Raw genomic sequence first — 26689 nt, 5'->3', positions numbered from 1 at the left:
AGCAGTTCGTGGCATTTGATGATTTGAGCACGATACGGTTAGGGATAATGAGGCTGTTTAAGAAAATGTAGGTGTCTGTTGTATATCTTACGTTTGTCGTCATAGGAACATAGTAAGCTGAACACTTTCCGGCTAATACAGTCAAACCGAAGGGGCGCGAGGATTTTTCAATAGTCTCTATCTTGCGCCGCTGGCTAGGGTTAGGGCTTTTACTTTAACGGCGCCGGCTTGTTTTAGGACTTTGGCGCACTCGTCCAGGGTGATGCCGGTGGTGAAGATATCGTCGACCAAGAGAATGCAGTGGCCTTTTACGTCCTCGGGGCGCGTTACGCGAAACGCGCCTTTTATATTTTTGCGGCGTTCGGTGAGGTTCAGTTCCCATTGCGGGGCAGTCAGGCGTATTCGTTCCAGGCCGTCCAGCCAGTTTAATCCCTGCTTGGCGGCCCATGGTTTAAATATTGCCTCGGTTTGATTAAAACCCCGTTCTTTCAGCCGTTGCCTGCTGAGGGGAACCGGTATGACACTGCGCGCCTGCATCCCCCCGCTGCGCTCCTTCATCCCCTGTTCCACCACATAGGTCAGACTGGGGGCATGCTGCTTTAAGCTGCGAAATTTCATGTCCCGGATAAGACGCTGCAGCGGTCCGGTATAATCGCTCAGTACCAGGCATTCGTCAAGATATTTCAGGCGATGTTCCGCCAGCGGGATCTGTCTTACGGACATTAATTCGCCAAAACACCGGGCGCACCACGCGCCGTGAATCCCGACCCATTGCCGGCAGGCCGGACAGCGGGGCGGAAAAAGAATGTCCAAAACAGCGTTCAGCCAGCCGCCTAGCATAATCCTTCTCCCCGAATCCGCTCAGCCAGAAGGGAATAGCGTCTGCGGGTACGGTCATTGCCGACAGCCGTCTGTAACGCGGCCCGCGTCCCCAGCAAAATAACCCGTTCCCTGGCCCGGGTGATGGCGGTATACAAAAGATTGCGCTGCAGCATGATGTGATGCCCCGGGGTTAAGGGCATAATAACCACCGGATATTCACTGCCCTGGCTTTTGTGTACGCTCATGGCGTAGGCCAGGGTAAGTTCATCGTGCTCACCCCGGTCATATACCACATCATCATCCGGGTAACGGACAATGACTTTTCCTTCCTCGATGGCTAAAATGAAGCCGATATCGCCGTTGAACACCCGCTTGATATAATTATTGCGGGTTTGCATTACTTTATCCCCTTCCCGGAACAACTGATTCACGCCGATAATGGCGGCCTTGTTCTCCGTATGGGGGTTTAACGCCGCCTGCAGCAGTTTATTAAGGTTTTCAACGCCACAAACCTGCTTGTGCATGGGGGAAAGAACCTGTACTTCCCGTTGAACGTCAAACCCTTCCTTTGCCAGCTCCGACCGGCAAAGTTCAACAATGGCGTCGGCGACTGCCGCCCCTTCGTCAATTTCGCGAAACTGGAAATCCAGACTGCTTTTGCAATCCGGAATATAGCCCCGGTTGATGCGGTGGGCATTTAAAACAATCATACTCTCGCCTGTTTGCCGGAAAACTTCAGTAAGTTTGACCACGGAAATGACACCTGAACGGATAATATCCTTTAATACCGAACCCGGCCCAACCGCCGGCAGCTGATCCACGTCACCCACCAGAATGACCCGGCATCCGTCCGGCAACGCCCGCAAAAAATGGCTCATCAGGGTAATATCCATCATGGAAGTCTCATCAATAATAACAGCGGCGGCGTCCAACGGATTGTCCTCATTGCGGGCAAACAGAGGATCTTCTTCACCGCCGCCGCCCGCTTCCAGCAGGCGATGAATGGTCATGGCCTCCCGCCCCGTTGTTTCACTTAACCGTTTAGCCGCCCGCCCGGTGGGAGCGCCCAAGACGATTTTAAGCCCCTGATCCTGAAGCAACTTCAGAATTCCTCGTACGGTGGTGGTTTTCCCTGTGCCGGGCCCTCCTGTCAAGACCAGTATGCCATGTTCCAAAGCAGCTACCAGCGCGTTACGCTGGGCGCCGGCCAGCCTAAGGGAGGAGTCGGCCTCCCAGGCGGCTACCAGGGCGGCAAAATCTTTGTCGTTAATTGCGGCAACTTTTTTCTTAAGCTCCAGCAGCCGCTGGGCAACGTATCTTTCGGCCCGGTACAAATAGGTTGGGTACACCAGGAGCATCCCGTGGAAATCTTCGGTACGCAGTTTCCCTTGCTTAATAAGAGTGCCGACAACCGCAGCCACTTCAGCCGAATCAAGGCCAAGGAGTTTTGCCGTCTCTTGCGTCAGCATCTCTTCCGGCACACAGCAGTGGCCGGCCTGGGCGATTTGCAGCAGGGCATACTGGACGCCGGCGGCCAGCCGGGACGGGTGATCGCGTGAAAACCCCAGGGCGCCGGCGATCTGATCGGCGATACGAAAGCCGATACCGGACACTTCTTCCGCCATTCGATACGGGTCTGATTGCAGCACGGCAATGGCGTCGGCGTCATAACAGGCATAAATTTTGGCAGCGTATGCGCCGGAAACGCCGTTCATTTCCAGAAACAGCATAACTTCCCGCAGCTCGGCCTGGTCGGTATACGACTTGTGGATCATGTCCGCTTTTTTGCTGCCAATTCCTTCGATCTCCACCAGGCGCTGAGGGAAAAATTCAATAACTTCCAGGGTTTTGGCCCCAAAATGTTTCACCAGCCGGGCCGCCATCGCCGCGCCCACACCCTTGACGGCGCCGGAAGCCAAAAAACGTTCTATGCCTTTTTCGCTGGTAGGAGCTATCCGCCGGTACGTATCAGCTTTGAACTGCCGCCCGAAGCGCAGGTGTTCCACCCATTGGCCGGCGAGAATCACTTGTTCTCCCATCAGCGGCGCAGGAAACTTGCCGACGACCGCGACTGTCCCCCGCTCCTGTCCGCCGGGCCGCAAGCGAAATACGGTGAAACTGCCGTCCCCGCTCTGGAAGGTGATGCTGTCCACAATACCTTCCAGCGACTTGTCCACCGCGTCAAACATATTGGTTTGTTCTGCCGCCGGTTTCTCTTCAGTTCCCAAGTCGTCACTTCCGATTCTCTCTAAATTTGCAAGACAATAATTTACAAAATTAATACAGAATTAACATTTATCGACTAGATAAGTTTTGCTTGGCTTGCTAATATAAATTCGAAGTGATATTTAAAAATCCTTCGAAATTCCTATATAGTCAGGACCTTAGTCCGCAGGAGTTTTTAACAAAAATGCAGTATTAGTTACATAAATTTACAAAATGTGAGGAAGGGTTGTCGAAATGGAAGAGTATATGTATACTTATCACTATTATCGCCGGCGCGCGGTCATGCGCCCTTCGCGTAAGTCAGGCTACATTTTCCATGCTGCGTTGTTATCATCAATACTGTATATCACTACCGCATTGGTTCATCTGGTCCGGTAATTATTTTATAACAGCAAAAGAAAAACTGCCATACCCTGCTGATAAGGGCATGACAGTTTTTTTCTTTACAGGCGTTCCGTTATAATTTTCGTCAGATCGCTAATACTGGCAGTAAGCTTTTCCAATCGCCCTTCCATGCGTACCAGCAGAAACGCGGCTACCACCATCGGAAAACCATAGCCGGACATATAGCTTAGCAGTTGTTCCATCCTTCATCACCTTATACCAATTCAACGGTATCACTGGTGCGGACGCGAGCCTCCGCATCCTCTACCAGGTCAACCCCTTTGACCGAAAAAATGTTTTTACTGACGATGTCGTTCATTACAGTTCGAGCTTCGGCTAAGGTCAGGCCATCCTTGGGGTCAGGCAGGCTCAGTACCACTTCTTTGCCTGCCGCGTTGCGGAAAACAAGTTCCAGGGTTTTCGCCATAGTTTTTTACCTCCTCTCCTTCAAGTCATTGCCGGTGCAAAAATTACTGGTCAACGAGATTGCCGGCATCCACGCGGGTAATGTCACTCACGGTATGCTGCTGAAGACTTCCCAGTCCTTGACCGATTGCGAATAAATCGTCGTCGCTCACTCCCGCCTTCACATTGGCGAAAGTACGCTGCCGATAAACAGGATTACCGGCGGTGTTCAGCCCGGTCTGCACCTTAATCAGCAACTTGCCGGTCTGCGGTACTTTTACTATTGCCATCAAACTCACCCCCTCTCGCTTTCATACATTCCCGCGAGGGATTTTTTTAAACGGGCCAGCCCCCGCTGCCGCAGATTATGAATTGCCTGAACCGACACGCCCAGTTCACCGGCCACATCTTTCAAACGTTGATCCGTCAGCAATGTCCGGGTCAAAGCCAGCCGCTGTTTTTTCCGGCAGGCCGCTCAGTGCCTGTCTCACCTTGACCGCGTTTAGCTTGGCTTCCACTGCCGCCGGCACATCCGCATCTGCCGCCAATAGATTCAGGAGGGGCAATGCGCCGCCTTCGTCATCGTCCCCGCCGCCGTTCAGGGACATTTCCCGCTCCCACCGGCGGCGCTCCCGCTTGAACAGATTCCAGACGGCGAATTTAACCCGGCTTTCTATATATCCCGCAACAGGCACTCCGGCCGCAGGTTGGAAACTACGGACAGCCTGAACTACAGCTAACCACCCTTCCCCCATGGCGTCTTCATGAAGTCCTTTCAGATGCGGCTGATAGGCATGTTTTTTGACCAGCCCGGTAAACCGGCGGCATATTTCCGCCATTGAGCTCCCAGCGTCCGTATCTTGCTGGGCCGTAATAACCAATGTATGCAAATCCATTCTTCCTCACCCTGGGTGAAGAACCGGTCCTTCGTAAATTAGCGCCGCCTTAACCGTACCATTCCGGCGAAAAAAGAACAAAGGCCAAGTGACGGCAAGTCGATAGTCTCGTTGTCGCCACTTGGCCTGGTTTTATTCCGATAACGATCCGGCTGAATTACGTCGTGTCATTTCGCAAATGCCGCAGCAGCAACATATACAATTATTTAAAGCCAAAGAAAATATTTATGATCGACAAGCGCTTACAAAAATATTTTTTATCCTACTATAAAAATAGGCCTGTTTTTTTCGTCTTCTATAGTGTAAAATATTGTCATAGCTATATGACAAATGTTTATCTGGCGGATGATAGTGTGGATATTCCTTTAAAAGTCTGCCCGATTGAATCTCAGGAGGGTATTGCAATAATTATTAGAGGTGAAATGAAACTATGACTAACGAAGAATTTCAAAAACAAGTGATTGACCAGATAGGTAAGATCAGCGGCCGATTAGACTCAATAGATAATCGACTTGATAATATAGATAGCCGACTTGATAATGTGGATAACCGACTTGATAATATAGATAGCCGACTTGATAATATGGATAACCGGCTTGATAATATGGATAACCGGCTTGATAATATAGATAACCGGCTTGATAATGTGGAAGGACAACTTTCTGAAACGAATCAAATTGTTAAAGCACTCCAGCATAACCAAGAAGAATTTAACGCTCAGCTTCATTCATTAGGAACTACAGTAAACAAAATCGAAGGCAAATTGAATAGTCTTAATGAAAAAGTTGAGACTCTTCAACTGGACGTCAATTTCATTGTCCGTAAGACTGCCGAACATGATACTGCTATTATAAAACTTGCAAAATAACATCTTGGCATTAGAAAACCAAAGAACCGGTCCTTCGTAAATTAGCGCCGCATTAACCGTACCATTCCGGCGAAAAAAGAACAAAGGCCCAAGTTACGGCAAGTCGATAGTCCCGTCGCTGTAACTTGGTCTGTTTTTATTTCAAGCCCATGCCTGCCGCAGCTTTTTTTACCATGGAGATATGCCGACACACTGGAAATTTTCCAACCGCCAATCGTGCCGAGAATCTGCCAGGAACGCCAAGAAAAAGCCTGGATACATAAATGGAAAAACCGGCCTGCATTAGGCCGGTTTTTCCATTTATGTATGTTTATAATGTTTAAAGGACAGAGCCACGAACTCTGTCCCAAAACGAATAGAGGAGGTGAAATTCATGTGGATTTCTCCACGGATACTTGTCTGGTTGATTATCGCTCTGGCGATAATCTTACTTAAACCAGCACAAGTAGTTATCTGGCTGAGATAACCTCCCTATTCCAAAGTCAAACGCTCCTGTTCCCGCAGGGGCGTTTGATGTTTATTTCTATATTTATTATAACCGATTTATCCAAAAAACTTCAATACATATTGAAAATAGTGATAAAAATCAATTGGTAAGCTCCAGCCACTCACTATACTTCGCCTCAAGCGCAGCTTGCGCCTTACTGTATTGTTCCGCCAGTTCCCGGCTAAGGCCGGCGTCGGTGTGGCTGTCAGGGTCGTTCAGCCTTAGCTCCAGCTCGGCCAGTTCCGCTTCCAGGCCGGTGATTTCTTCTTCCAGCTTTTTTGCCAGTTTAGCCGGGTCAGGCTTCTTCCCGCGATAGGCGTCCCTGCCCTCCGGCTTTGCCGGTTTGCTCTTAGCTTGAACGGCTTTCGCCGCCGTCCTGGCAGCTTCTTTAAGAGCGGCAGCCTTTTTATCCCGGTAATAGCTGTAGTTGCCCGCATACTCGGTTATACTTCCTGCCGCCAGTTCCACAACCCGGTCGGCGACTTTATCCAGGAAATAACGGTCGTGAGATACGGTAAGGAAGGTTCCGGGAAAACTCATAATAGCTTCTTCCACGGCTTCCCGGGCGGAAATGTCAAGATGATTGGTCGGTTCGTCGAGAATCAGGAAGTTGGCGCCGGTAAGCATCAGTTTAAGCAGGGCTATCCGTGCTTTTTCACCGCCGGAAAGGTCGCCCACCAACTTATAGACTTCGTCGCCCCGGAACAGAAAGGCGCCTAAATAGTGCCGCGCCCGCTCTTCACTAAAGGCGAATTCGTTCATAATCTCATCCAGGACCCGGTTATTGGGATTGAGTCCCTCGTGTTCTTGGGAAAAATACCCTATTTTCACCCGGCTGCCCAGTTTAACCCTGCCGCTTAAAGGGGCCAAATCGCCTGTAAACAGTTTTAACAGCGTTGTTTTCCCCGCCCCGTTTGGTCCGACCAGGGCGACACCCTCACCCCGCCGGATTAAAAGCGACACCCCGGAAAAAACTGGTTTATTCCCATACCCGGCAGCAGTTTCCCCCAGCTCCGCCACCCGTTCGGCGCATTCGCCCGGCGGATTAAAAACGAAGAAATCAAATCCGCCGGCTTCCCCGGGCCGCTCCAGCCGATTTAAGCGCTTTAGCCTTGTTTCCCGGCCTCTGGCCTGTTTCGATTTGATCCCGGCCCGGTAGCGGCTGATATATTCCTCGGTTTTGGCAATCATAGCCTGCTGTTTATTATAGGCCCGTTCCAGCGCCTCGGTGCGTTCAGCCTTTTGTTCCAGATATTGGCTATAATTTCCGTTATAGTCTTGGATTTGGCCGTCTTCCACAGCCAGGATACGGTCAACCGCTTCATCCAAAAAGTAGCGGTCATGAGAGATCACCAGAACCGCCCCCGGGTATCCGGCTAAAAATTCTTCCAGCCATTCTACCATACCTAAGTCTAAATGGTTGGTAGGCTCGTCTAAAAAGAGAAAGTCGGGCTGCCGGATCAGAGCCCTGGCCAAACTGATTCTGGTTTTCTGGCCGCCGGAAAATGCCCGGGGATTTTTGGCTAAATCTTCATTGGTGAAACCTAAGCCGAAAGCCACTTTCCTGACGGTATTCTCGTACTCGTAGCCGCCGCCCCGTTCGAACCGGTCAACAACCAAACCATATTCCTTCATGAGGGAAGCCAGGTTATCCTTGTCCTGTTCTAAGGCGATCGCGGCTTCAAGCCGCTGCATTTGCTGCTGGCAGGCAAGAATGTCCTGAAATGCCGTACAAAGTTCTTCATAAAGAGTGTTTTGCCTCAATTCTATATCCTGCTCAACATAGGCCGCCTGTTGGCCGGGAGTCAGAGCGACCAGTCCGTTGTCCGACGTTTCCAATCCCAGCAGAATGCGAAACAATGTGGTTTTCCCGGCGCCGTTAGGACCAATAAGCCCAACCTTTTCACCACGGCGAATCTCGAAACTGACATTTTCCAGTATTGTATGAGTCCCGAAGGACTTTGACAGGCCTTGCACCTGCAGCAGACTCATGCTTCACACCCTCACGGCAAGAGTGATTGAAAACCATCTAAGCATTTTGAACCACTCTCACGTTCATTATTGAATTGCATTGCATCTATTATTTTACCATAAAGATTCACATGTCGATATACGGGGACAAGCTCCGCCTGTCGAGACTCTCTTGCTTTCGCGCAATGTTTTCAGTCTTTCAGTTAATTTATCCATAATAACCTCCGTTCCGTATCTCGATTATGATTTTACCTATTTAAGAAATATTATCAATCCTCTTTATGATAATTATTTTAAAAAAATATGTGATATAATCACAATTAAGATAAGTTTTAATAAGGATAAATATGGATATTGGACAAGCCTAAACTTGAACCTGATCTACGAGCTGCTAAAAAGCTTAGTTGAGAGGAACGAGAAATTATAACCAAATTCTTCGAAAAAGTGAGGATGACTGACTATGACTGACCGTGAATTACTGGAATTGCTTTTACAAAAAGTAACCGGGATTGAAATCGATGTCTCCAGCCTTAAGCCTGATGTCTCTACCCTTAAGTCCGACGTCTCTACCCTTAAGTCCGACGTCTCTACCCTTAAGTCCGACGTCTCTACCCTTAAGTCCGATGTCTCCAGCCTTAAGTCTGATGTCTCCAGCCTTAAGTCCGATGTCTCTACCCTCAAGTCCGATGTCTCCGAAATGAAAACCGATATTTCCAATCTGGAAGGGCAAATGATTGAAACCAACCGAATTGTCCAAGCACTGCGCCATAACAATGAAGAAATCAATGCTCAGCTTCATTCCATAGGGCATAATATAAACCAACTAACCGGACAAGTTGCCAACTGCGCTACGAAAGAAGATATTGACCGCCTTGCTCTTGATATTGCTTTTCTGGTTCGCAAATCGGCTGAACATGAAAGTGATATCAGAAAGATACGCTTGGCGGAATAAGCACACCGAAAGATGACTAACAATGACTAACAATGACTAATGAGGAATTTCAAAAATTAGTCATTGAAAAACTTGTCAGCTTAGAATCCGGCATCAAAGACTTGGGGAAAGACCAGAATTCCCTTGCACGAAGGCAAGTGGAATCTTAGCCACAATCAAACAATCAATCTTCCATAAAATGTATTGCCAAAATTCCAATTTTTTGCTAAGATAGGGTCAGTATCGAACATATGTTCGATACTGACCCTATCTTTATCCTTCTCTACGCATTAATCATAAACCTAAGGAGGCAACAATGAGCGATTATTTTCCCACCCCTGAGACCTTTGAGCGAATCGCGGCTATTATCCCTGCCTATAATACCAGCGGCGATTCCACTATAATAATCTCAACTGATGGCAAATCCACTACCCTGTCGGCGCGCGTTCCCCGCGTTATCCTCCGTTTGGCCAGAAGCCGGGCCATAGATCTAAATGAGTTAAAAAACAAAGTACGCGCATTAACTCAACGGACTCTGCTGCCGCCGCTGCCCATTACCCCCAGACTGGTGCTAATTCCGGTGAAAACGCGGCTGCCAAGAATCGCGGGGGATGCAACATACGGCTATATTAATCTTCACACTGTCAAGGAAGTATACCGGAGCAACAACAAGCCTTATCATTCACTGATCAAAATAGCCGGTCAGACTGAGATACCCGTATTATGGTCCGCAGCCTCGGTAAACCGCCAACTGGCTCTTGCCCGTTTGGCTGCTGCCGAATCCGCCGGCTATCCATCCTTATACGGCGGCAAAACTTTGCGCGAGTCCAATGCTGTTTATAACCCGGAAATCCATTTATTGGCCGCCAAATTGGTTGACATATTCTACGATATTCTGGCTTTGAAACAAATTACTCTGCTTAATCAAACTTCACTGCCACCTTCTTCGTGTCCTGGCGAAGCAAAGCACTGACACTAACGATAAATTCTTTGGCAGTAAGCCGGCTGGTTAGGTCCAGTACGTGAACGACTCCCCCCCGGCACATGGGTAAGGCTTCCTCAACCGGTCTCGCAACGTGAGGTAAACTTATAAAGGTAAAACACTCGCTTTGGGTCGCCATCCGGGTTAAAATAGCCAGGGTTAAATCCTGAGATCCCAAGTCAATCACTACCGCATCGCAGTGTTCCTCGCCGGCAGACTCCAGTTCAAGTATCAAAAACCGCATTAGATCCTCAATTTCATTTTCCATGTTTTTCACCAGAATGAGCAGACTGGAATTGGGGTGGCATACCAACTCCATATTGGCATACCATTCCCACAGGTCTTTAATAAAGTGCCACAACCCGTACAAAGCCAGTGATACTACAATTACGCTAGCGGTGTAAGATAAAAACAAACTACCCTACCCCCTTCTACTCTTGGATAGAATAGTATATGCAGTTAATAAGGCTGTTGATATTTAAGATAAGTATGTATGATTCCTATTACTCGATTACCACAATCTTGTTTTTGATAGCGTATAAAACTGCCTGGGTTCGATCGCCAACGCTGATTTTTCGAAAAATATTGGTTAAATGATTCTTAACGGTTTTCTGGCTCAAATAAAGTTTATCAGCAATTTCTATGTTGCTCATGCCTTCACCGACCAGTTTCAATACTTCAATCTCCCGGTAAGTCAACCGCTCTTCTTTCCGCTTGTCAAGCATGGAAACAACTTCGTCCCGCCTGGAAATCTCGTCAAAAAGACTCCGGGTTAACGTTGGGTAAATGAAGGACTGACCCTCGTTTATCAACCGGATGGCTTGCACAAGCATGCTAGGTTCAACATCTTTCAGGAGATAACCCGCCGCTCCGGACCTGACCACTTCAAAAACATAGTTTTCGTCGTCATGGATGGTGAGAATAACGACCCTCATTCGCGGCAGGCGGGCGCGAATTTCGCGGGTTACCTCCAATCCATTCATCTTGGGCATATTGATATCCAGCAAAACAATATCGGGTTGAAGATTTTTCGCTTGTTCAATCGCATCTTCGCCGTCAATCGCTTCCCCGACTACGCAAAAGTCGGCTTCCAGAGCCAGTACATTCTTAATACCCTGCCGCAAGAGCGCGTGATCATCAGCAATCAATATTTTTATCGGCAACAAGCGCTCACCCCCATAAACTTTTGCCGCGATTACAAAATGCGACAGATAGTATGCAATTATTCCTTTTCAACTGTAAATTCGCTTTCTTTTGTCAAAATCCTGCAACCCAGTATCGCCAAATCTTAATAAAAATTCTATAACTGTAAAAAAAAAGGAGCAGAAGGAATATTTCCCTCAGCTCCTTTTTTGGTTAAATATCATTGTATTTTAAGTTCTTTTAAGCGTGGTCCCAAAATACGTTTGTAGGTTTCTACCCCCGGTTGATCAAAAGCATCTACGTCGGCCAATTCCCCCTCATAAGCAACAGATAAGGCCAAGAGGTACAGAAGCTCTCCCAAATGGTAGGCGTTGAGCCGGGGCAAGACTATTGTGGCATTAAAACGTTGATCGCTTGTGAGTGCCGCCGCATTTGCCTCCCGCGCCGCATCGAGCGCCTGACTCAACCGGATGGAGGATATCTCCGCCAGCTTGGCGGCACCGGGAAAGACATTCGGGATCACCGGGTCATCATCCCATTCAGCCACTTTGATAAATTGCACCACTTTATCTTTCTTCCCGTCCTGATGCTGCTGGGTCTGGGCATGCATGTCCGTTGTGCCTACAGCTGCGATAGGAGTCCGGCCGTAAAACACCTCCCGGCCGGACCGGTCGGTTCTTTTTCCCAGGGACTCCGCCAGCAGTTGAATATACCATTCCGCGAGGGATTTTAAATAGTCGGCGTAGGGCATGAATACTTCAATATCCCGGCCATATTTTTCCGCAGCCAGATACTTGAGCGCGGCATTCAGCATGGCAGGGTTGTGCCGGATGTTATCTGTCAGGCAGGCTTCGTCCATGGCCCTGGCGCCGGCCAAAAATTTTTCGATATCAAGGCCGATACAGGCGGCAGTGATAAGTCCGACTTCGGAGAACACGCTGAACCGCCCGCCAACGCCGTCAGGAACGCTAAACATCGGCCAGCCTTGCCCGGCAGCCAGCTTGTGCAGCAATGTTTCCCCGCTCCCCGCCGCCGGATCCGTAACGGCGACGACTTCCACTATAATATGCGGCCCGATCTTTTTTAACTTGTCATAAGCCACCATGAAGGTCGACATGGTATCAAGGGTGGAACCGGACTTAGAGATGACAACAAGCATGACTTTATAGGCGGTATTAGGAGAATGCAGCGTTTTAATGCGCGCTTCCGTCTCAATATGCCCGATCAGCTCGGTTGTCCGGCGGGGATCCATGTTGTTGCCGCTGAAGTAAAGCTTGGGATAGCCGTTGCGGGCTTCCGCCGTCTTGCTGTTCCAGAACTCGCCGCAATGGACATCGAATAAAACCTTGTTTCCCAGGAAAGACCCGCCGATGCCAAAGGATATTACAGCGTCAATGTTATTGCGGATGGAACGGCTAAAGGCCTGCAACCGTTCCAGGGAGGAAGGACTGTTAAGGTTGCCTTCCCGCACATACGGCAGCTGGGTAAACAATACTTTTTCCGGCAAGCCGTCCTTGGAAAGATGGCCCCGCACCTCGCCGGTGGCCCGCATGTGCTCTATCGCCCGGTGAGCAGCCGTTAAGCGGCTTTCAATCGCGGCAATATCTTTTTCGGTTACCTTATCGTCGCCATACAAATTAGTGTAGTCAAAGGTAAAACCCGATGCCAATGTCAGAGTTTGCTTGTTGTTCTGATTCAAGATAAACACGCCCCCATTTAAAAGTATTCATAACTACTCTGGTATTCAGAATTCAGGAGTCAGAATTCAAAATATGCCGCAAGCAGTTCGAACCTTAACTGTTCCTCTTTCTGACTTCTGAATTCTGACTCCCGTAACTACTCAGGTACCTGAGTAGTTACAAGTACTATGCCTTTTTCTCCGGCTGGTGCTCGGCAGTGGTGGCGGGCTCTTCTTCCGTTACCAGCGAACCGGTCTGTTTGATCAGATATTTTAGGAAACGCTCCCGTAAGTCGGGACGCTTTAAGGCGTATTCAATGGTCGCCTCCAGGTAGCCCTGCTTATCACCGATATCATACCGGCGGCCCTGGAAATTAAAAGCGTACACCGGCTTTTCGCGCAAACGGCGCAGGGCGTCAGTCAGCTGTATTTCACCGCCGCGCCCGGGAGTGGTGTTCTCCAGAATGGCAAAAATTTCAGGTTCGATAATGTACCTGCCTAAGACAGCCAACTGAGACGGCGCTTCCTCCATGGAAGGTTTCTCCACCAAATCCACTGCTTCCCAGAGGTTCTCCTTAACAGGCTGGGGTCTTACGATCCCATAGCTGGAAACGGCGGTCCGGGGAACCTCCTGGACCCCTAAGATAGTGCCCGGACAATCCTGGTATACGTCCATAAGCTGCCGCAGGCAAGGCACCGCGGCGTCGATAATGTCGTCGCCGAGCAGCACGGCAAAGGGCTCATTGCCGACAAACTGTCTGGCGCACAAAACGGCATGCCCCAGTCCTTTGGCCTCTTTTTGCCGGACATAATGAATAGTCACTTCCGACAATTCTTCAACCAGTCCCAAAAGGTCGTATTTCCCCTGGGCTTTCAAGGTAAGCTCCAACTCCACCGCCCGGTCAAAATGGTCTTCGATCGCCCGCTTGTTGCGTCCCGTGATAATCAGGATTTCCTCTATCCCCGACTGAATAGCTTCCTCAACGATGAACTGAATGGCAGGTTTATCAACGATCGGCAGCATTTCTTTCGGCTGCGCCTTGGTCGCAGGCAAAAAACGCGTGCCCAGCCCGGCAGCCGGTATTACGGCTTTACGAATTATTCGTCCCTTTTTAATACTAACACCTCCCAGTAATTATATTAATCTTCCAGCCTTTTCCTCATCCGGTCCAGCCATTTTTCTAATAATGGACCGTACTCTTTAACGCGGGCATAAATCTCAGCCGCCAGCGGCTCGTTATAGGTATAGGCAGTCAAATTTCGATCATCCGCCATATGGAGCGCCATTATGGTTTCATCATCATTCAACAAACCCACTTCCCGGCAATAGCGGATCACTCCTTTGGGCGAAGCGGCATCCAACCCTTCGTGTCCGGTCAAAAACGCTTGGGCAGCTTTCCATACAGCCTCAAAGGAAAACTCGAATCTCTGAATGCCTGCATCCCGCTCTAATAATGTAGGGTGTACCAGTGCCATTGCTTCCTGCAGTCTGGCCAAAGCTTTTTTCGCGGCATCTAACCTTTCGTGTAGTCGCGCCAAATAATTCCCTCCCGTTTTACCCTGCCGGCGAAATCGCAACCAGCCTTAACCAGATCGACAACATCAACCCGATAAGGAATAGCGGCAGACTCTTCCAATAATTCCCGAATTTTTACCATAATGGCCGGCGGTACCCCATTCTTATATTCAACCGCAATATCAATATCAGAGCCCCTGCGCTGCTCGCCTCTGGCCCACGATCCAAAAAGATACACTCTCGCATCTAAAGAACCCAAACCCGCCAGCACCAACTCTTTAACTCGATCCAATACCGCCGCGTGATCAGCCATCATGGCCTCCCTCATACCTTTTTTTTATAATATTATACCAATTATATTATACCAAAATTTCCATTAATAAACAGCCCAGGCATTTTGCCCGCGCTGTCGACCCTCAACCATTACCGCCACAAATGGAGCACCAGCTTATTCCACACCAAATCGTCCGCAAATTTCCGCTGCAACTGAATCAAACTTAGGGATATTTTAGACATAACAACGTCTCACATATTGGCACGTTTGGCATCGAAATGCCTCTTCGCTTCTTTTACGATTTCCTCCATGTTCGAAAAGCGGCCTTCTCCGCTATTGATTCCTTCATTCCAAAGGCGGCGCAATTCATCAATTTGCTGCTGCTGAAGGGTTCTCTTGACTTTCCAATCACGCAATGCATCGCGGATAACTTCGCTACTAGAAGCATATTCCCCGTTCTCAACGGCCTGACGTACAAGAACTGCCAATTCTTGCGTTAAGGCAATGGTGATTTTTTCAACTGAAGACATATTACTTCACCCCTTATTATAGTATGATTAATTCATACCATAATCACTCCCAAATTGCAAGGCATAATAAAGAATATGCGAGCCATTTTAAGAGGAAAATCCATCCGGAATGAGCTGCTTTTGCTAGCAACCGCTAAACTGTTCAATCACAGCCAATATTTCACTCGATTTTTCTTCCATTAATTTCCTGTTGCCCCGGCTCTCAACATTCAGGCGCAGCAGCGGCTCGGTATTGGACATACGGAGGTTAAACCGCCAGTCAGTATATTCCACACTCAGCCCGTCGGTGCGGTCGATTATTGCGCCGGCGGTGACATACTTCTCTTCAATTGCCTTCAGAACTGCTTGCCCGTCGACTACTTTGCGGTTGATTTCACCGCTGACCGGGTATTTTTCCATTCTCTCCGCAACCATCTCCGAAAGGGTCTTACCGGTATGGCACAGATTCTCCACCACAATCAGCCAGGGAATCATGCCGCTGTCGCAATAGAAAAACTCTCGAAAATAATGGTGGGCGGACATTTCTCCGCCGTACACGGCATCTTCCCGGCGCATGCGCTCTTTAATAAAAGCATGGCCGGTTTTGCTTTGCACCGGCAGCCCCCCGGCGGCCTGCACCACCTCAATCGTATTCCAGGTAAGACGCGGGTCGTGAATAATCCTGGCGCCGGGGAACCGCCGGAGAAAGGCCGCCCCCAACAAGCCGACAATGTAGTAACCTTCGATAAAGCCGCCTTTTTCGTCGAACAAAAAGCATCGGTCAAAATCTCCATCCCAGGCCACGCCTAAGTCGGCGCCGGTTTCCCGTACAACCTTGGCGGTGGCTTCCCGGTTTTCCACCAGTAGCGGGTTGGGAATGCCGTTGGGAAAAGTTCCGTCCGGCTGATGGTTTACCTTGATAAACTCGAAAGGAAGAAGTTTTTCCAGGGCGTCAATGACAGGACCGGCACAGCCGTTGCCGGCATTCACCACGATCTTAAGGGGTTTTAAAGCTGCCGGATTAACGTAGGTCATCAGATGCTTGACATACTCAGCCATAATATCGACGTTTGCTGCTTTTCCCCGGGAAACTTCACAGCCCGCCGCCAGATCGCCGGCTACAACCAGTTCCTCCATTTCCCGCAATCCGGTATCGCCGCTGATGGGCTTAGACTGCTCCCGCACCAGCTTCAGACCATTATAATCCATTGGATTGTGGCTGGCTGTCACCATGATGCCGCCGTCTGCCCCAAGATGGGAAGCAGCGAAGTACACCATCTCGGTACCGCACAAACCGATATCCAGCACATCGCAGCCCATGTCGTTCAAGCCCTTGACGACAGCTTGAGCCAGCGGCTCGCTGGACAGGCGCACGTCCCGGCCCACAACCACTTTTTTGGCGCCCAGCAGTTTCACAAAGGCCATACCGATTCTGGCAGCCATTGCTTCATTTAATTCATCCGGCACACGTCCCCGGATGTCATAAGCTTTAAATGCGTCGCGCTTGAACTTGTCTATCGACATTGATCTTTCTCCCCTTAACTCCGGCCATAGATATCTTCAAATCGTACAATGTCGTCCTCTTCAAGATAGCTGCCGTTCTGCACCTCGATAATTTCCAGAGAGATTCTCCCCGGGTTTTCCAAGCGGTGTCTGGTAGATTGGGGTACAAACACGCTCTCGTTTTCATGCACCATTTGCTCATTGTCGCCGATGGTAGCTTTCGCCGTACCGCCGATTACAATCCAGTGCTCACTGCGGTGATAGTGCAGCTGCAAGCTTAGCTGCTGGCCGGGATTGACAACAATCTTTTTCATCTTGTAGCCGGGGCCTTCGCCAAGCACCGTGTAGCTTCCCCACGGGCGGTACATGGTGGTGTGTTCATCCACTTCCTTGCGGCCGCAGCGTTTGAGTTCAGTCACCACATCCTTGACCTTCTGGGATTCTCCCCGTTTGGCAACCACAATTACGTCGTCGGTTTCCACTACCAGCAGGTTTTCCAGTCCGATGCCGGCGATCAACCGGCTGCGGCCCATCATCAGCGTGTTATTGCAATCAATGGGAATGCAATCGCCTTTGATGGCATTGCCCTCAGTATCCTTGGGCAAAACATCATAAATGGCATCCCAGGAGCCGATGTCATTCCACTCGGCGGCAAGGGGCACGGTGAGAACCCGCGCTGATTTTTCCGCGACCGCATAGTCGATGGATATACTGGGCATCGCGGCAAAATTATTTTTTACTTCGGCAAATGGTTTTGAAACCAGGGTGAAGATTTCCGGTTGATACCGTTCCAGCTCTTCCAGCATACAACCGGCGGTAAAAGCAAACATGCCTGAATTCCAATAATAATTGCCGGCGGCAAGATAAGCCTCGGCCGTCTTCCTGTCAGGCTTCTCGCGGAAACTTTGTACTTTATAACCGGCTTGGAACGGCTCGCCGGCCTGAATATAGCCGTACCCGGTCTCCGGTTTTGTCGGTTTCACGCCAAAGGTGACCAGCTGGCCCTGCCCGGCCAGTTCCACTGCCCGCCGCACACTTTGTATGAATACGTCTACCGGTTCGATAATATGATCGGCAGGGGAAACAAACAACACCTCGTCATTGGTTACTCCTAATTCGTCCAGACAAAAGCGCACTGCCAAAGCTATGGCGGGCGCAGTATTTTTGGCTTCCGGCTCAAGTAAAATGTGGGCTTCGCGAGTGCCGCAAGCCGCCAGTTCCGCTTTAACATGGTGCAGGTAGTCCTGGTTGGTCACAATCACGATATCCGTTGCCTTAACCAGGGGCAGAAAACGTTTCACTGTCTGCGCCAACAGCGAATGGTCGTCGCCCAATTTTAAAAATTGTTTGGGCATGCAGGTGCGGGACAGCGGAAACAGACGAGTTCCCCCGCCGCCGGCGAGAATAATAATTTTCATTATCATTACCCTTTCTGCTTTATATTGTAAAGGGATAGTCACGACAATATTTTACTCATTCTATTCTAGCATAGCGGGATGTCTATGTCTATTTTACGCTAAGGCCCATCATATAGACCACTAAATTCTTTTTCCCTTATTTTTCGCAAGCAATTAAAAAAAGTTGCATAAAGGCATTTTTCGTTGTACAATATATTGTACAGGAGGTGTTTATTTCATGTTGGCTGTAAACTATTCAAGTGTAAGGGAAAATTTTAAAACCTATTGCGATAAAGCGAATAATGATTTTGAAACAATTGTTATTACCCGCAAGCAAGGCGGTAACGTTGTTTTGCTTTCAGAAGCTGAATACAACAATATTATGGAAAATCTGTTTATCCGCAGCAATAAGAAAACTTACGACAGGCTTTTAGAATCAATGGAACAATTGAAGTCAGGCAAAGCCCAAACCAGAAAAATTATCGAAGATGAATAAAGTTTTTACCGATATTGCCTGGGAAGACTATCTATATTGGCAAACCACGGATAAAAAAGTATTAAAGAAGATCCATGAGTTAATTAAGGATATTGAACGGCACGGAAATGAAGGGCTAGGCAAACCTGAACCTCTTAAATACGAATTAGAAGGCTTATGGAGCAGGAGAATCACTCCGGAACATAGGCTTATTTACAAATTTGACGATGAAAATATTTATATCCTGCAATGTCGTGGTCACTATGATTGAAGTATGTAAAAATACCCTTTTCTGCGCTTAATGGCAGAAGGGTATTTTTACATACTGCCTGATTCTCATTGATGAAATTCGGCTCTTTATAAAAAGTTCTTGGAATATTTATTTCCGCCCAATAGAATAATACTCGACTCCCGCATCCTTCATTGCTTTAATTTCATATATATTCCTGCCGTCATAAACCAAGGGGGTTCTCATAAGCTGCTTATAAGCTTCCGGTTTTACAGCTTTTATTTCGCCCCATTCGGTAAAGATAAGGCAAACATTCGCGCCTTCTAAAGCTTCCGCCACCTTATCAGCATATTGTATGCTTCCCCTGCCGTTTTTTCCCGCTGGATACTTTCTTTTAAAATTATCCATACCAACAGGGTCATAGGCATAAATATCTGCTCCCTGGGCCAATAATAAAGGTATATTTTCAAGCGACGGCGCTTCCCGCAGATCATCAGTCCCCGGTTTAAATGTGAGCCCAAGAACAGCTACCTTCAGGCCATTAAACGTAATGAGTCTTTTGCTTGCTTTAGTATATAATATAGTCTTCTGGTCAGTATTCACATCAATGGCGGCTTTTATTGTTCTTAGCTCGTAACCATTCTGTTTTGCCAGATATTCCAGTGCTTTCGTATCTTTAGGAAAGCATGAGCCGCCATAACCAATACCAGCATTGAGAAATTTACTGCCAATACGTTGATCAAAGCTCATGCCCCGAGCCACATCCTGAATATCAGCGCCTATCAGTTCACAGAGGTTGGCGATGTCATTCATATATGAAATCTTAAGAGCGAGGAAATCATTAGAAGCGTATTTTATCATCTCCGCCGATCTTCTGCTTACGGATACTATGGGCAGATTAAACGGTTCATATATCTTCATAAGCATTTCTTCAGCCCATTTACTTTCCGTTCCGATGATGATTCTTGCCGCTTGCAGCGTATCGCGCACTGCAGTTCCTTGTGCCAGGAACTCCGGGTTGGAAGCTACTTCTACTTTTACGTCATTAACCAAGAAATCCTTAATAAACTGTTCCACTTTGTCATTTGTCCCGACAGGAACCGTAGATTTTACCACAACCAGGCAGTCTTTTTCTATATTTTCCGCAATTTGTCTTGCTACTGATGCTATATAGGAAAGATTGGCAGAACCGTCCGGCTGTTCAGGAGTTCCCACGCCAATGAAGACAGCGTCCGGATTTTTGTAGGCTGCAGCGTAATCAGTGGTATAGTCTAATCTGCCGGCTGCATAATTTTTTCGCATCAACGCTTCGAGATCAGCCTCATAAATGGGAGAAATACCTTGTTTCATCATATCTACTTTCTTCTCGTCAATATCAACACAGGTTACTTGATGGCCAACTTCGGCGAAACAGACGCCTGCAACCAAGCCGACGTAACCTGTTCCTGCTACCACTATTTTATACATATGGATACTTCCTTTGCTTTGTATTATAAACAGTATCTTCTAATAATCTCTTGCGGAATTGCAGCCCCAGCATCGGCTTACCAAGGATAGGCATCAAAACCTTTCCGGGCAACCGCGAAAATATCATACGGGCTTGAATAATTCCTAATAGTTTATTGTATAATAGCATATAAATAAGATTGCGACAATGTCGAACCGACTTTGTCGCAATCTTATTATATTTACGTCGTACGTATAATATGCTAAGCTGGTCTTGTATTGAAATTCAAATACTTGTATTGAAATTCAAGTCTAGCGGTAGGCTGAAGATAATGGCAGTAAAGAAAGGAGCATGGATTAAGGTGACAAATGAAGAATTCCAAAAACTAGTTCTTGAAAAACTGGTTAGCCTAGAATCTAGCATCAAAGACTTGGAGCAAGGCCAGAATTCTCTTGTACAAAGCCAGAATTCTCTTGTACAAGGCCAGAGTTCTCTTGTACAAGGCCAGAATTCTCTTGTACAAGGCCAAACAGAAATCTTAGCCGAAATCAAAAACCTTAAGGAAGCTGACGCCGCCCTTCTTGATCTGGTTGAAAAGACTTACCATGAAACCGAAAAAATCTCCCGGCTAGAGGCCAAACTTGATGCTCTAAATGACCGTACCTTTGAACACGAAGCCGACATTCGGTTATTAAAGAAAGCAAAATAAAAACGGGGGACAAAAAGGGGCGCTCAGTGATAAAAAGGGAACGTCCCCAGGTGTCCTATTAGTCTAATGACTACCTGCTCCAGAAGAATATTATCGGAGAAAATCATGCATCGCAACCTTAAGATCCTTGGCGACTAGCTGCTCATTGGCAAAAATAACTATCCCCGGCTCCAGTTCCATCGGCAAATCCGTATCCGGATTAATTATGGTCATGTTTTCAGAAGGAATTCGCAGCTCCAGACGAAATAGCATGTCCTTTATTAATCCGGTACCTTTCAGCAAATAATACTTATCGTCCATCCCAAGATAAGCCAAGGGAATCAAATGCCTGTTTAGTTCCACCTGATCCTCCTCAGTCGCCTCCGACTGCCAAACGATGTCCTCAGGTTTTTCAACAATAATGAACTGGTTATTCTGGCCGCGCACAAAGAAATTGTAGAACCGCACATAAGGTATAACCGTACTCGGCTCTAGTTTAAATTCCTCAGTCACAAGTCCCTTGATAGATTCTGTCGTCCAATTCATCAGCCGCGCATCTCCTGGTTTGTACAGATAATAATAGACATACGCTGGTTCAAAGGTTTTATCAATGTATTGGTAAAGCTTGCGACGACGGAAAAACGGCAGTGCTGCCGCCTGCACCACAGATATGTTCGACAAGTCCGGGGCGTAAATATCCTCTAAAAATCGTTTGGCTTCCTGTTCACTCACTGGCGCTAGTCCGAAATCAACTTGCGTTCTGTAATACTTCTCCGCCTCAGAACCGTGACAAACATCCTCTCTGGCTTTATTAGCGGCCAGTTTCCGCGCTTTAACCGAGTCCGGCGGCGGCTGGAGAGGCACCTGTTGCTCTTCACACAACAATTCCTCGTTGGCAAGCAACAATTCCCCTTTTTTCATTTCTATTTCTTCATTGGTATCGGGGTCAATCAGCTTGATGTCCTCACGCGCTATGATAATGTCAGACCTAAATAAAGCATCTTTGAAGATGATGGTACAACTCAACACGTAGCGATTTTTTTCATCAATCCCCTTATAGGTCACCGGCATCAATAGGTTTTCCACCGCTGCTTTCTCTTCCTCCATTGCCTCCGGCAACCACACTAGATCCTGCGGCTTCTCAACGATTATGAACATGCCAAGATCCCCCCGGACAAAGTAAAAGAAAAACTTGGCGTAGTCGATTACGGTTTCTATCGTCAGTTTGAACGCTCCGTCCTCATTCAGAAGATAGATAGGAGCATTGGTCCAGTTAAGTAACCGAGCATCCCCGGGTTTATATAGATAGTAGTACACGGCGGCCGGTTCGACCGTCTTGTCGGTGTACTGGTACAGACGGTACTCCTCGTAAAACGGTAACTTCGCCACCTTTATCTCTGACTGTTCTGGCGACTCCGGAGCATAAATATCCTCGAGAAACTGTCCCGCTTCCTTTTCGCTCACCGACTTCAAGCCGAGATTCAATGGTATTCGATAACGTTGCTCGTCGTTCAAGTCGTGGGATGCCACATTAGCACGCAAGTTCTTGGTTATTGTTTCAAAAAACTTTTCAGATCCTGGAGGCAGTGCAACCTTCATATCTCTATAAATGTATTTTTCATTAACCGGTACGACAAAACCGTTGGGGATATCTACCATTTGTCCATTAATGCCATTTTTGATAGATATTGGCTTTTTGGGAATAACGATATCAACATTTACCAAAACATCCTTCATAAGCATCATCCCGTTAAGCCAGAAGGCTTCATCATCTTCCTCGATAAAGGCCAGCGGCCTAAGGTGTTGGTTAATCTTGAAACGGTCTTGCTCCGAAGCTTCCGGACGCCAGACAATATCTTCAGAACTTTCGACAAAAATGAAGTTGCCAAACTCTACCCGCACGAAATAAGCGAAAAACCGTACATATGGAATTATTGTTTCTTGCTTCAAAACCAATGCGCCATTAGCGATCATTTCCTGCAGGGGTGCGAATGTCCAATTAAGCAAGCGAGCATCCCCAGGTTTATACAGGTAGTAATACACGGCAGCCGACCCGGTCGACCTGTCAGTGTACTGATAAAGCCGATACTCTTCGCTAAATGGCAGAACCGTTGCCAGTACCGCAGACAGTTCTGGCGACTCTGTTGCGCAAATGTCCGCCAAGAACCGCTGCGCTTGTTCCTCATCCACCGGTGCCAGACCTAAGTCCAGTGGCTTGCGGAAGTGCTGCTCATCTATTAGGTAGATCTGTGCCAAGGCGTCACGCGCCGCCTTAGCCGCCAGTTTTTCCGCCAGCACAGTCCCCTTAATCTGCTCGAAAATCCACTGGATATTTCTATTCGCACTTTCATTGCCCGGATTTAGCCGCAACACTATCCCATAGCTGTCAATGGCTCCACTATAGGCTATTTCCGCCTCGCCGGAACGCCCCACAGCTTTCAGAATACGCCCGCATTCCAGCAAAGCCCACCCTTTATATAAATTGGCCTCAATATCATTAGGATTGAGCCACAGTGCTTTGTCGAAACATTCCGCCGACTGCACTACACTATCCAGCGCAGTCTCAGAAAAAACGTTCTGTAATTCAGCAAAATCCAGCAGCGATATCCCTGCACTGAAATAAGCATAGAAATTTTTCGGATCAATTTGGGAGGCTTGACCATAGCTTGCCACCGCCTGCAGCAGCTGTTCCAATGCTAATGGACCTGAACCCAGCTTACTCAAAAGATGCAGGCTGTCACCTTTATTAATATGGGCAGATGCAAATTGAGGAGTTAGATTGACTGCCTTGTCACAACAGCGGTAGGCTTCTTGAAAACTTTCCAGAGCCATTTCCCCATCTCCGCCCTCATTCTGAACCATCCCCAGATCTCGCAGGCATGTTCCCTTTATATTCCACAGCCAGGCTTCGTTTGGCGCTATCTTCAGAGCATTGTCAATGCTTTGGACAGCCGACTGGTAAAAGACCATGGCTTCTGCCAGCCTTTTTTCCAAAGCCCGCAAATTGGCGATACGCTGTAATGCCGTGGCTTGTTGGCAGTGAACCCAAGCGCTTTGAGGTGCGATGATCAATGCATCCCGGTAGCAATCAATCCCTTGATTCAAGAATAACTCCGCCTCTTTTTTTGTCTGCCCTTCGGTTAACAGTTCGGCAATATTGCAGAAAATAATCCCTTTCTCAAAAATGGCCTGTTCGTTTTTTGGGGCGATGGCAAGTGACTGATCAATCCATTTCCCGGCCTCCTCATAAGCGGCTTTAGCCTTGGCGATTTTCCCTGCAGCTTGATAGTGATTCCCAATGGCAGCCAGCACCATCCCCTTCAATCTATATAAATCAGCTTTGTCCGGCTGCAATCGCAAGGCTTCTTCTACACAATTCAACGCTGATGAAATCGCCTCTGCGGCTTCATCACCGCGGCCATTATTCCCTTGGAACTCGCTCAGCCGCCGCAGCGCCCGTGCCTTGTTCTTATGGCCGTCCACACATGTCTGGTCAAGCAAAAGAGCCTGATCGCAGGCCTCGACAGCCGCAATATACATTTTTTCAGCCGCAACCATGTCCGATAGGCGCTCCTGGGCATAACCATAAATGCATAGCACTTCGCCTTTACCACTATAGAACTCCGCTTCACTGCCAAGCCTTTGCAACGCTTCCTGGTAGGCCGACAGCGCCATCTGAAAGTATTCTGCGGCCTGTTTATGTTCACTCAAATAAGACAGCATATCTACCATATTATTGAGAATAGCACAGCGTTGTGCTAACAAACCGGCATCAATCTGGTCCCCATCCGACTGTGCATCAATATGGCTAAGTGCGCTCAAATATTTGATTTTAGCATCGGTATAGAATGATATACGTTGATAATACTGGCCCATCAGTTGCATTGCCTCGGCCAATCCGGTCGAGGTGACAAAAGTTAATTCCTGGCTCAATTCGCTGAGCTTTCCGCATAATTCCCATTGGCACCGCTCCAGTCGGTCACGAAAAGTTACCAACCATTCATCTACCCCGCGTCCGGGGTCTAACTGGTTGGCATAGTAAATCGCCTCCACGCAGGCTACTTCGTCACCGTTCTGAGCAAGCGCCAGAAAGTAATGTTCTAACACCTCCCGATTAGCCCTGATTTCTCCGTCATGTTCCGTGACCTCTTCGATCAGCTTTCTTACCAGTTGGTGAATCTGGTAGTACCCGCCTGACAGCTTCTTGACAAACGAATACTTGGTCAGCACCTGCTCAAACACTGGCCGGTCGCCGCTTGACCCCAGGCTCTTCTGGGCCAGTTCGCGAAAGATAGCGTAATTGAAACTGCGGCAGACACTCAGGGCGATAATGGCGGGTTGCAGTGTGCCGGCAACATCGCTCAACAGACGCAGCAGTACTTCTTCCCCCAGCTTCTCCGGCGAAACGACCGTCTTGAAATCGTCGGGCGAAATCGCTATGCCCTTTTCGAGCCTGGCATGCACTGCATCGGCACAAATGCCGAGATACATGGGGTGAACCTCACCCTGCTCGACTTCTGTATAGCGAACAATTGCCTCCCGAAGAGCAACATCATATATACCTCTTTTCTCCAGACTCTCTCGGGCGTCAGCTAAGGGAATCAGCCCGACCGGATGAGCAATAATCCGATCAGCCGGGATAGCGTTCTTATGGGCCTCGCTCCACCTGGGGGGCTCTCGCCCTGCCACCACCGTCACGATACGACCGCTGGTCTGCAGGACATTGAGCATGATGCGCAGCCATGCATCTTTTCTGAAATACTCGACAGGTGAAAGATCTCTTTGGGTCAGCCAGAGCTTTTCGTGAGTGTCAAAAAACAGCACTAGGCGAGGCGGCGAGTCTGCTGAACGCATAGAAGCCACCAGGTCAAGAGCAAACAGGTAGGGCATCCGCTTCTCTAATTCGCTGTTCGACTTGATGTTGCGCAGTTGAGTGAGGAACTGCTCATCGACCTTTCTTTGCTTAAAATATAGAAACATCTTGTCGCTAATGGCCCGTTGCAGCAGCTTCAGTACTATACTTGAGCCGGGGAGCAGCTCCGACGACGCCTTGGCAAACTCCAGAATCTCGTCGATGGCGCCGTCACAAATGACGCTTTTGACCAATCCTTCATTTAATTTGCCGATCCGCGTCAAATACAGCACATACGCATAGTCGAACAATACAAACCTTAAATTTTTTCCGGCCAACATCTTACGCATATAACAAGTGGCAGAAAAGGGATTTTGCGGCTGAACTTCGTTGGTGAGTTCGCCGAAATCAATCAGCACCGACGGTACGGACTCGCACTTTGTTTTATTTGAGTCCAACAGCTTCCACGCCGGAAACTGACGGCTTAACAGACCAGAACCTGTGAGTGCCGTTACAGGTGTTGTCAGCAGCCTGTCTCTTAGCGCCTCGTCGTCAAGGTCCTTTATGATTATCCATGTGGCATTATCCACCCGTTTACAGAAATTTTTGTGCAGATAAGCTAGCAGAAGAGATTTACCATTACCGCCATTTCCGTGAAAATAAATAGTTTTTCCCGAATAGTCATCCTTGTGTAGCGCTTCGATAAAAATCCGTATAGGCACCACTCGATTAGAGAAACTATTTAGCTTTCTATCCTCGTCCTCATCCTCAAAGTCAACCTCAATATTTTCAGAAAAGTCCATGCTCTGCTCCCCTTTTTCCGTCCATTATTTATCATCCATTTAGCAAAGACTGTACCTCTGCAGCTTCGATACAATCGTAATCCGTTTGCGCGACAACCAAATCAATGACTTGAAGACCATCGCCCAAAAAAAAAGGCCTCCCGTATCAAACCATGGTCAGGTCTTGGATAGCCGAAAAAATCCGCGAGGAATTAGGCAGGGAA

Annotated in this window: 27 protein-coding genes; 7 read left to right on the top strand and 20 right to left on the bottom strand. The window is 48.2% G+C overall.

The features are described 5' to 3' along the window. Nucleotides 1–177 precede the first annotated feature (177 nt). Entirely contained in the window at nucleotides 178–840 is a 663-nt protein-coding gene (locus MAMMFC1_RS11660) for a ComF family protein (protein ID WP_126308674.1), read from the bottom strand. Beyond that, nucleotides 834–3011, bottom strand: a complete 2178-nt coding sequence (recD2, locus tag MAMMFC1_RS11655; protein ID WP_126310585.1) for an SF1B family DNA helicase RecD2 — start codon at nucleotides 3009–3011, stop codon at nucleotides 834–836. The genes MAMMFC1_RS11660 and recD2 overlap by 7 nt, the downstream gene beginning before the upstream one ends. 271 nt (nucleotides 3012–3282) lie before the next feature. On the opposite strand from recD2, the gene MAMMFC1_RS21485 reads away from it, so the two are divergent. After that, entirely contained in the window at nucleotides 3283–3426 is a 144-nt protein-coding gene (locus tag MAMMFC1_RS21485; RefSeq protein WP_158618743.1) for a hypothetical protein, read from the top strand. Between the two features lie 65 nt (nucleotides 3427–3491). Here MAMMFC1_RS21485 and MAMMFC1_RS11650 read toward each other — a convergent pair whose 3' ends face one another. From MAMMFC1_RS11650 to MAMMFC1_RS11635, 4 genes are all read right to left on the bottom strand, one after another. Then, nucleotides 3492–3635, bottom strand: a complete 144-nt coding sequence (locus MAMMFC1_RS11650) for a YvrJ family protein (protein ID WP_126308673.1) — start codon at nucleotides 3633–3635, stop codon at nucleotides 3492–3494. An 11-nt stretch (nucleotides 3636–3646) separates the two neighbouring features. Next, complete coding sequence (locus tag MAMMFC1_RS11645) at nucleotides 3647–3859, bottom strand: DUF2922 domain-containing protein (RefSeq protein WP_126308672.1); 213 nt, start codon at nucleotides 3857–3859, stop codon at nucleotides 3647–3649. 43 nt (nucleotides 3860–3902) lie between these two features. Beyond that, on the bottom strand, nucleotides 3903–4127 hold the full coding sequence (locus MAMMFC1_RS11640) for a DUF1659 domain-containing protein (protein ID WP_126308671.1): 225 nt from the start codon (nucleotides 4125–4127) through the stop codon (nucleotides 3903–3905). 105 nt (nucleotides 4128–4232) lie between these two features. Then, nucleotides 4233–4733: a sigma factor gene (locus MAMMFC1_RS11635; protein WP_126308670.1), complete on the bottom strand. Its 501-nt coding sequence runs from the start codon at nucleotides 4731–4733 to the stop codon at nucleotides 4233–4235. A 430-nt stretch (nucleotides 4734–5163) separates the two neighbouring features. On the opposite strand from MAMMFC1_RS11635, the gene MAMMFC1_RS11630 reads away from it, so the two are divergent. Continuing rightward, nucleotides 5164–5601: a hypothetical protein gene (locus tag MAMMFC1_RS11630; RefSeq protein WP_126308669.1), complete on the top strand. Its 438-nt coding sequence runs from the start codon at nucleotides 5164–5166 to the stop codon at nucleotides 5599–5601. A gap of 136 nt (nucleotides 5602–5737) precedes the next feature. Here the strand turns inward: MAMMFC1_RS11630 and MAMMFC1_RS21480 are convergent, their stop codons facing one another. Together MAMMFC1_RS21480 and MAMMFC1_RS11625 are read right to left on the bottom strand one after the other, a co-directional pair. Next, entirely contained in the window at nucleotides 5738–5884 is a 147-nt protein-coding gene (locus MAMMFC1_RS21480; RefSeq protein ID WP_158618742.1) for a hypothetical protein, read from the bottom strand. 303 nt (nucleotides 5885–6187) lie between these two features. Further along, the gene (locus tag MAMMFC1_RS11625; protein WP_126308668.1) at nucleotides 6188–8080 is read right to left on the bottom strand and encodes an ABC-F family ATP-binding cassette domain-containing protein; all 1893 of its coding nucleotides are present in this window, start codon (nucleotides 8078–8080) and stop codon (nucleotides 6188–6190) included. Nucleotides 8081–8519: 439 nt separating this feature from the next. Between MAMMFC1_RS11625 and MAMMFC1_RS11620 the strand changes: the two genes are divergently transcribed. Beyond that, a complete protein-coding gene (locus tag MAMMFC1_RS11620; protein ID WP_126308667.1) occupies nucleotides 8520–9011 on the top strand; it encodes a hypothetical protein in 492 nt (163 codons plus the stop codon). Between the two features lie 295 nt (nucleotides 9012–9306). Further along, on the top strand, nucleotides 9307–9963 hold the full coding sequence (locus MAMMFC1_RS11615; RefSeq protein ID WP_126308666.1) for a hypothetical protein: 657 nt from the start codon (nucleotides 9307–9309) through the stop codon (nucleotides 9961–9963). Here the strand turns inward: MAMMFC1_RS11615 and MAMMFC1_RS11610 are convergent. The 9 genes from MAMMFC1_RS11610 to MAMMFC1_RS11570 form a co-directional block, all read right to left on the bottom strand. Next, nucleotides 9911–10387: a hypothetical protein gene (locus MAMMFC1_RS11610; RefSeq protein WP_126308665.1), complete on the bottom strand. Its 477-nt coding sequence runs from the start codon at nucleotides 10385–10387 to the stop codon at nucleotides 9911–9913. The genes MAMMFC1_RS11615 and MAMMFC1_RS11610 overlap by 53 nt on opposite strands. 88 nt (nucleotides 10388–10475) lie before the next feature. Beyond that, nucleotides 10476–11135, bottom strand: a complete 660-nt coding sequence (locus MAMMFC1_RS11605; protein ID WP_126308664.1) for a response regulator — start codon at nucleotides 11133–11135, stop codon at nucleotides 10476–10478. Nucleotides 11136–11335: 200 nt separating this feature from the next. Then, the gene (locus tag MAMMFC1_RS11600; RefSeq protein WP_126308663.1) at nucleotides 11336–12814 is read right to left on the bottom strand and encodes a glucose-6-phosphate isomerase; all 1479 of its coding nucleotides are present in this window, start codon (nucleotides 12812–12814) and stop codon (nucleotides 11336–11338) included. A 166-nt stretch (nucleotides 12815–12980) separates the two neighbouring features. Further along, a complete protein-coding gene (galU, locus tag MAMMFC1_RS11595) occupies nucleotides 12981–13910 on the bottom strand; it encodes a UTP--glucose-1-phosphate uridylyltransferase GalU (RefSeq protein ID WP_126308662.1) in 930 nt (309 codons plus the stop codon). Between the two features lie 23 nt (nucleotides 13911–13933). Further along, nucleotides 13934–14332, bottom strand: a complete 399-nt coding sequence (locus MAMMFC1_RS11590; RefSeq protein ID WP_126308661.1) for an HI0074 family nucleotidyltransferase substrate-binding subunit — start codon at nucleotides 14330–14332, stop codon at nucleotides 13934–13936. Continuing rightward, complete coding sequence (locus MAMMFC1_RS11585; RefSeq protein ID WP_158618741.1) at nucleotides 14308–14625, bottom strand: nucleotidyltransferase family protein; 318 nt, start codon at nucleotides 14623–14625, stop codon at nucleotides 14308–14310. Before MAMMFC1_RS11585 ends, MAMMFC1_RS11590 begins: the two co-directional genes overlap by 25 nt. Before the next feature lie 209 nt (nucleotides 14626–14834). Continuing rightward, nucleotides 14835–15113: a type II toxin-antitoxin system ParD family antitoxin gene (locus tag MAMMFC1_RS11580; RefSeq protein WP_126308659.1), complete on the bottom strand. Its 279-nt coding sequence runs from the start codon at nucleotides 15111–15113 to the stop codon at nucleotides 14835–14837. 123 nt (nucleotides 15114–15236) lie between these two features. After that, complete coding sequence (locus tag MAMMFC1_RS11575; RefSeq protein ID WP_126308658.1) at nucleotides 15237–16616, bottom strand: phosphohexomutase domain-containing protein; 1380 nt, start codon at nucleotides 16614–16616, stop codon at nucleotides 15237–15239. 14 nt (nucleotides 16617–16630) lie between these two features. Further along, the gene (locus MAMMFC1_RS11570) at nucleotides 16631–18013 is read right to left on the bottom strand and encodes a mannose-1-phosphate guanylyltransferase/mannose-6-phosphate isomerase (RefSeq protein ID WP_126310584.1); all 1383 of its coding nucleotides are present in this window, start codon (nucleotides 18011–18013) and stop codon (nucleotides 16631–16633) included. A gap of 217 nt (nucleotides 18014–18230) precedes the next feature. Here MAMMFC1_RS11570 and MAMMFC1_RS11565 point away from each other — a divergent pair, with 217 nt between their 5' ends. Together MAMMFC1_RS11565 and MAMMFC1_RS11560 are read left to right on the top strand one after the other, a co-directional pair. Continuing rightward, nucleotides 18231–18488 (top strand): type II toxin-antitoxin system Phd/YefM family antitoxin, encoded by a 258-nt coding sequence (locus MAMMFC1_RS11565; protein ID WP_126308657.1) that lies wholly within the window; start codon nucleotides 18231–18233, stop codon nucleotides 18486–18488. After that, a complete protein-coding gene (locus tag MAMMFC1_RS11560) occupies nucleotides 18481–18738 on the top strand; it encodes a Txe/YoeB family addiction module toxin (protein ID WP_126308656.1) in 258 nt (85 codons plus the stop codon). The genes MAMMFC1_RS11565 and MAMMFC1_RS11560 overlap by 8 nt, the downstream gene beginning before the upstream one ends. Before the next feature lie 108 nt (nucleotides 18739–18846). Here the strand turns inward: MAMMFC1_RS11560 and MAMMFC1_RS11555 are convergent, their stop codons facing one another. After that, the gene (locus MAMMFC1_RS11555) at nucleotides 18847–20163 is read right to left on the bottom strand and encodes a UDP-glucose dehydrogenase family protein (protein WP_126308655.1); all 1317 of its coding nucleotides are present in this window, start codon (nucleotides 20161–20163) and stop codon (nucleotides 18847–18849) included. Beyond that, a complete protein-coding gene (locus MAMMFC1_RS22910) occupies nucleotides 20156–20332 on the bottom strand; it encodes a cytidylyltransferase domain-containing protein (protein WP_126308654.1) in 177 nt (58 codons plus the stop codon). The genes MAMMFC1_RS11555 and MAMMFC1_RS22910 overlap by 8 nt, the downstream gene beginning before the upstream one ends. Nucleotides 20333–20474: 142 nt before the next feature. Here MAMMFC1_RS22910 and MAMMFC1_RS11545 point away from each other — a divergent pair, with 142 nt between their 5' ends. After that, nucleotides 20475–20852, top strand: a complete 378-nt coding sequence (locus tag MAMMFC1_RS11545) for a hypothetical protein (RefSeq protein WP_126308653.1) — start codon at nucleotides 20475–20477, stop codon at nucleotides 20850–20852. Between the two features lie 90 nt (nucleotides 20853–20942). On the opposite strand, the gene MAMMFC1_RS11540 is transcribed toward MAMMFC1_RS11545, so the two are convergent. Further along, a complete protein-coding gene (locus MAMMFC1_RS11540) occupies nucleotides 20943–26486 on the bottom strand; it encodes a tetratricopeptide repeat protein (protein ID WP_126308652.1) in 5544 nt (1847 codons plus the stop codon). Between the last annotated feature and the right edge of the window lie 203 nt (nucleotides 26487–26689).

Source organism: Methylomusa anaerophila (assembly GCF_003966895.1).
GTDB lineage: Bacteria > Bacillota > Negativicutes > Sporomusales > Sporomusaceae > Methylomusa > Methylomusa anaerophila.
This window is presented reverse-complemented; position numbering and strand designations above follow the sequence as displayed.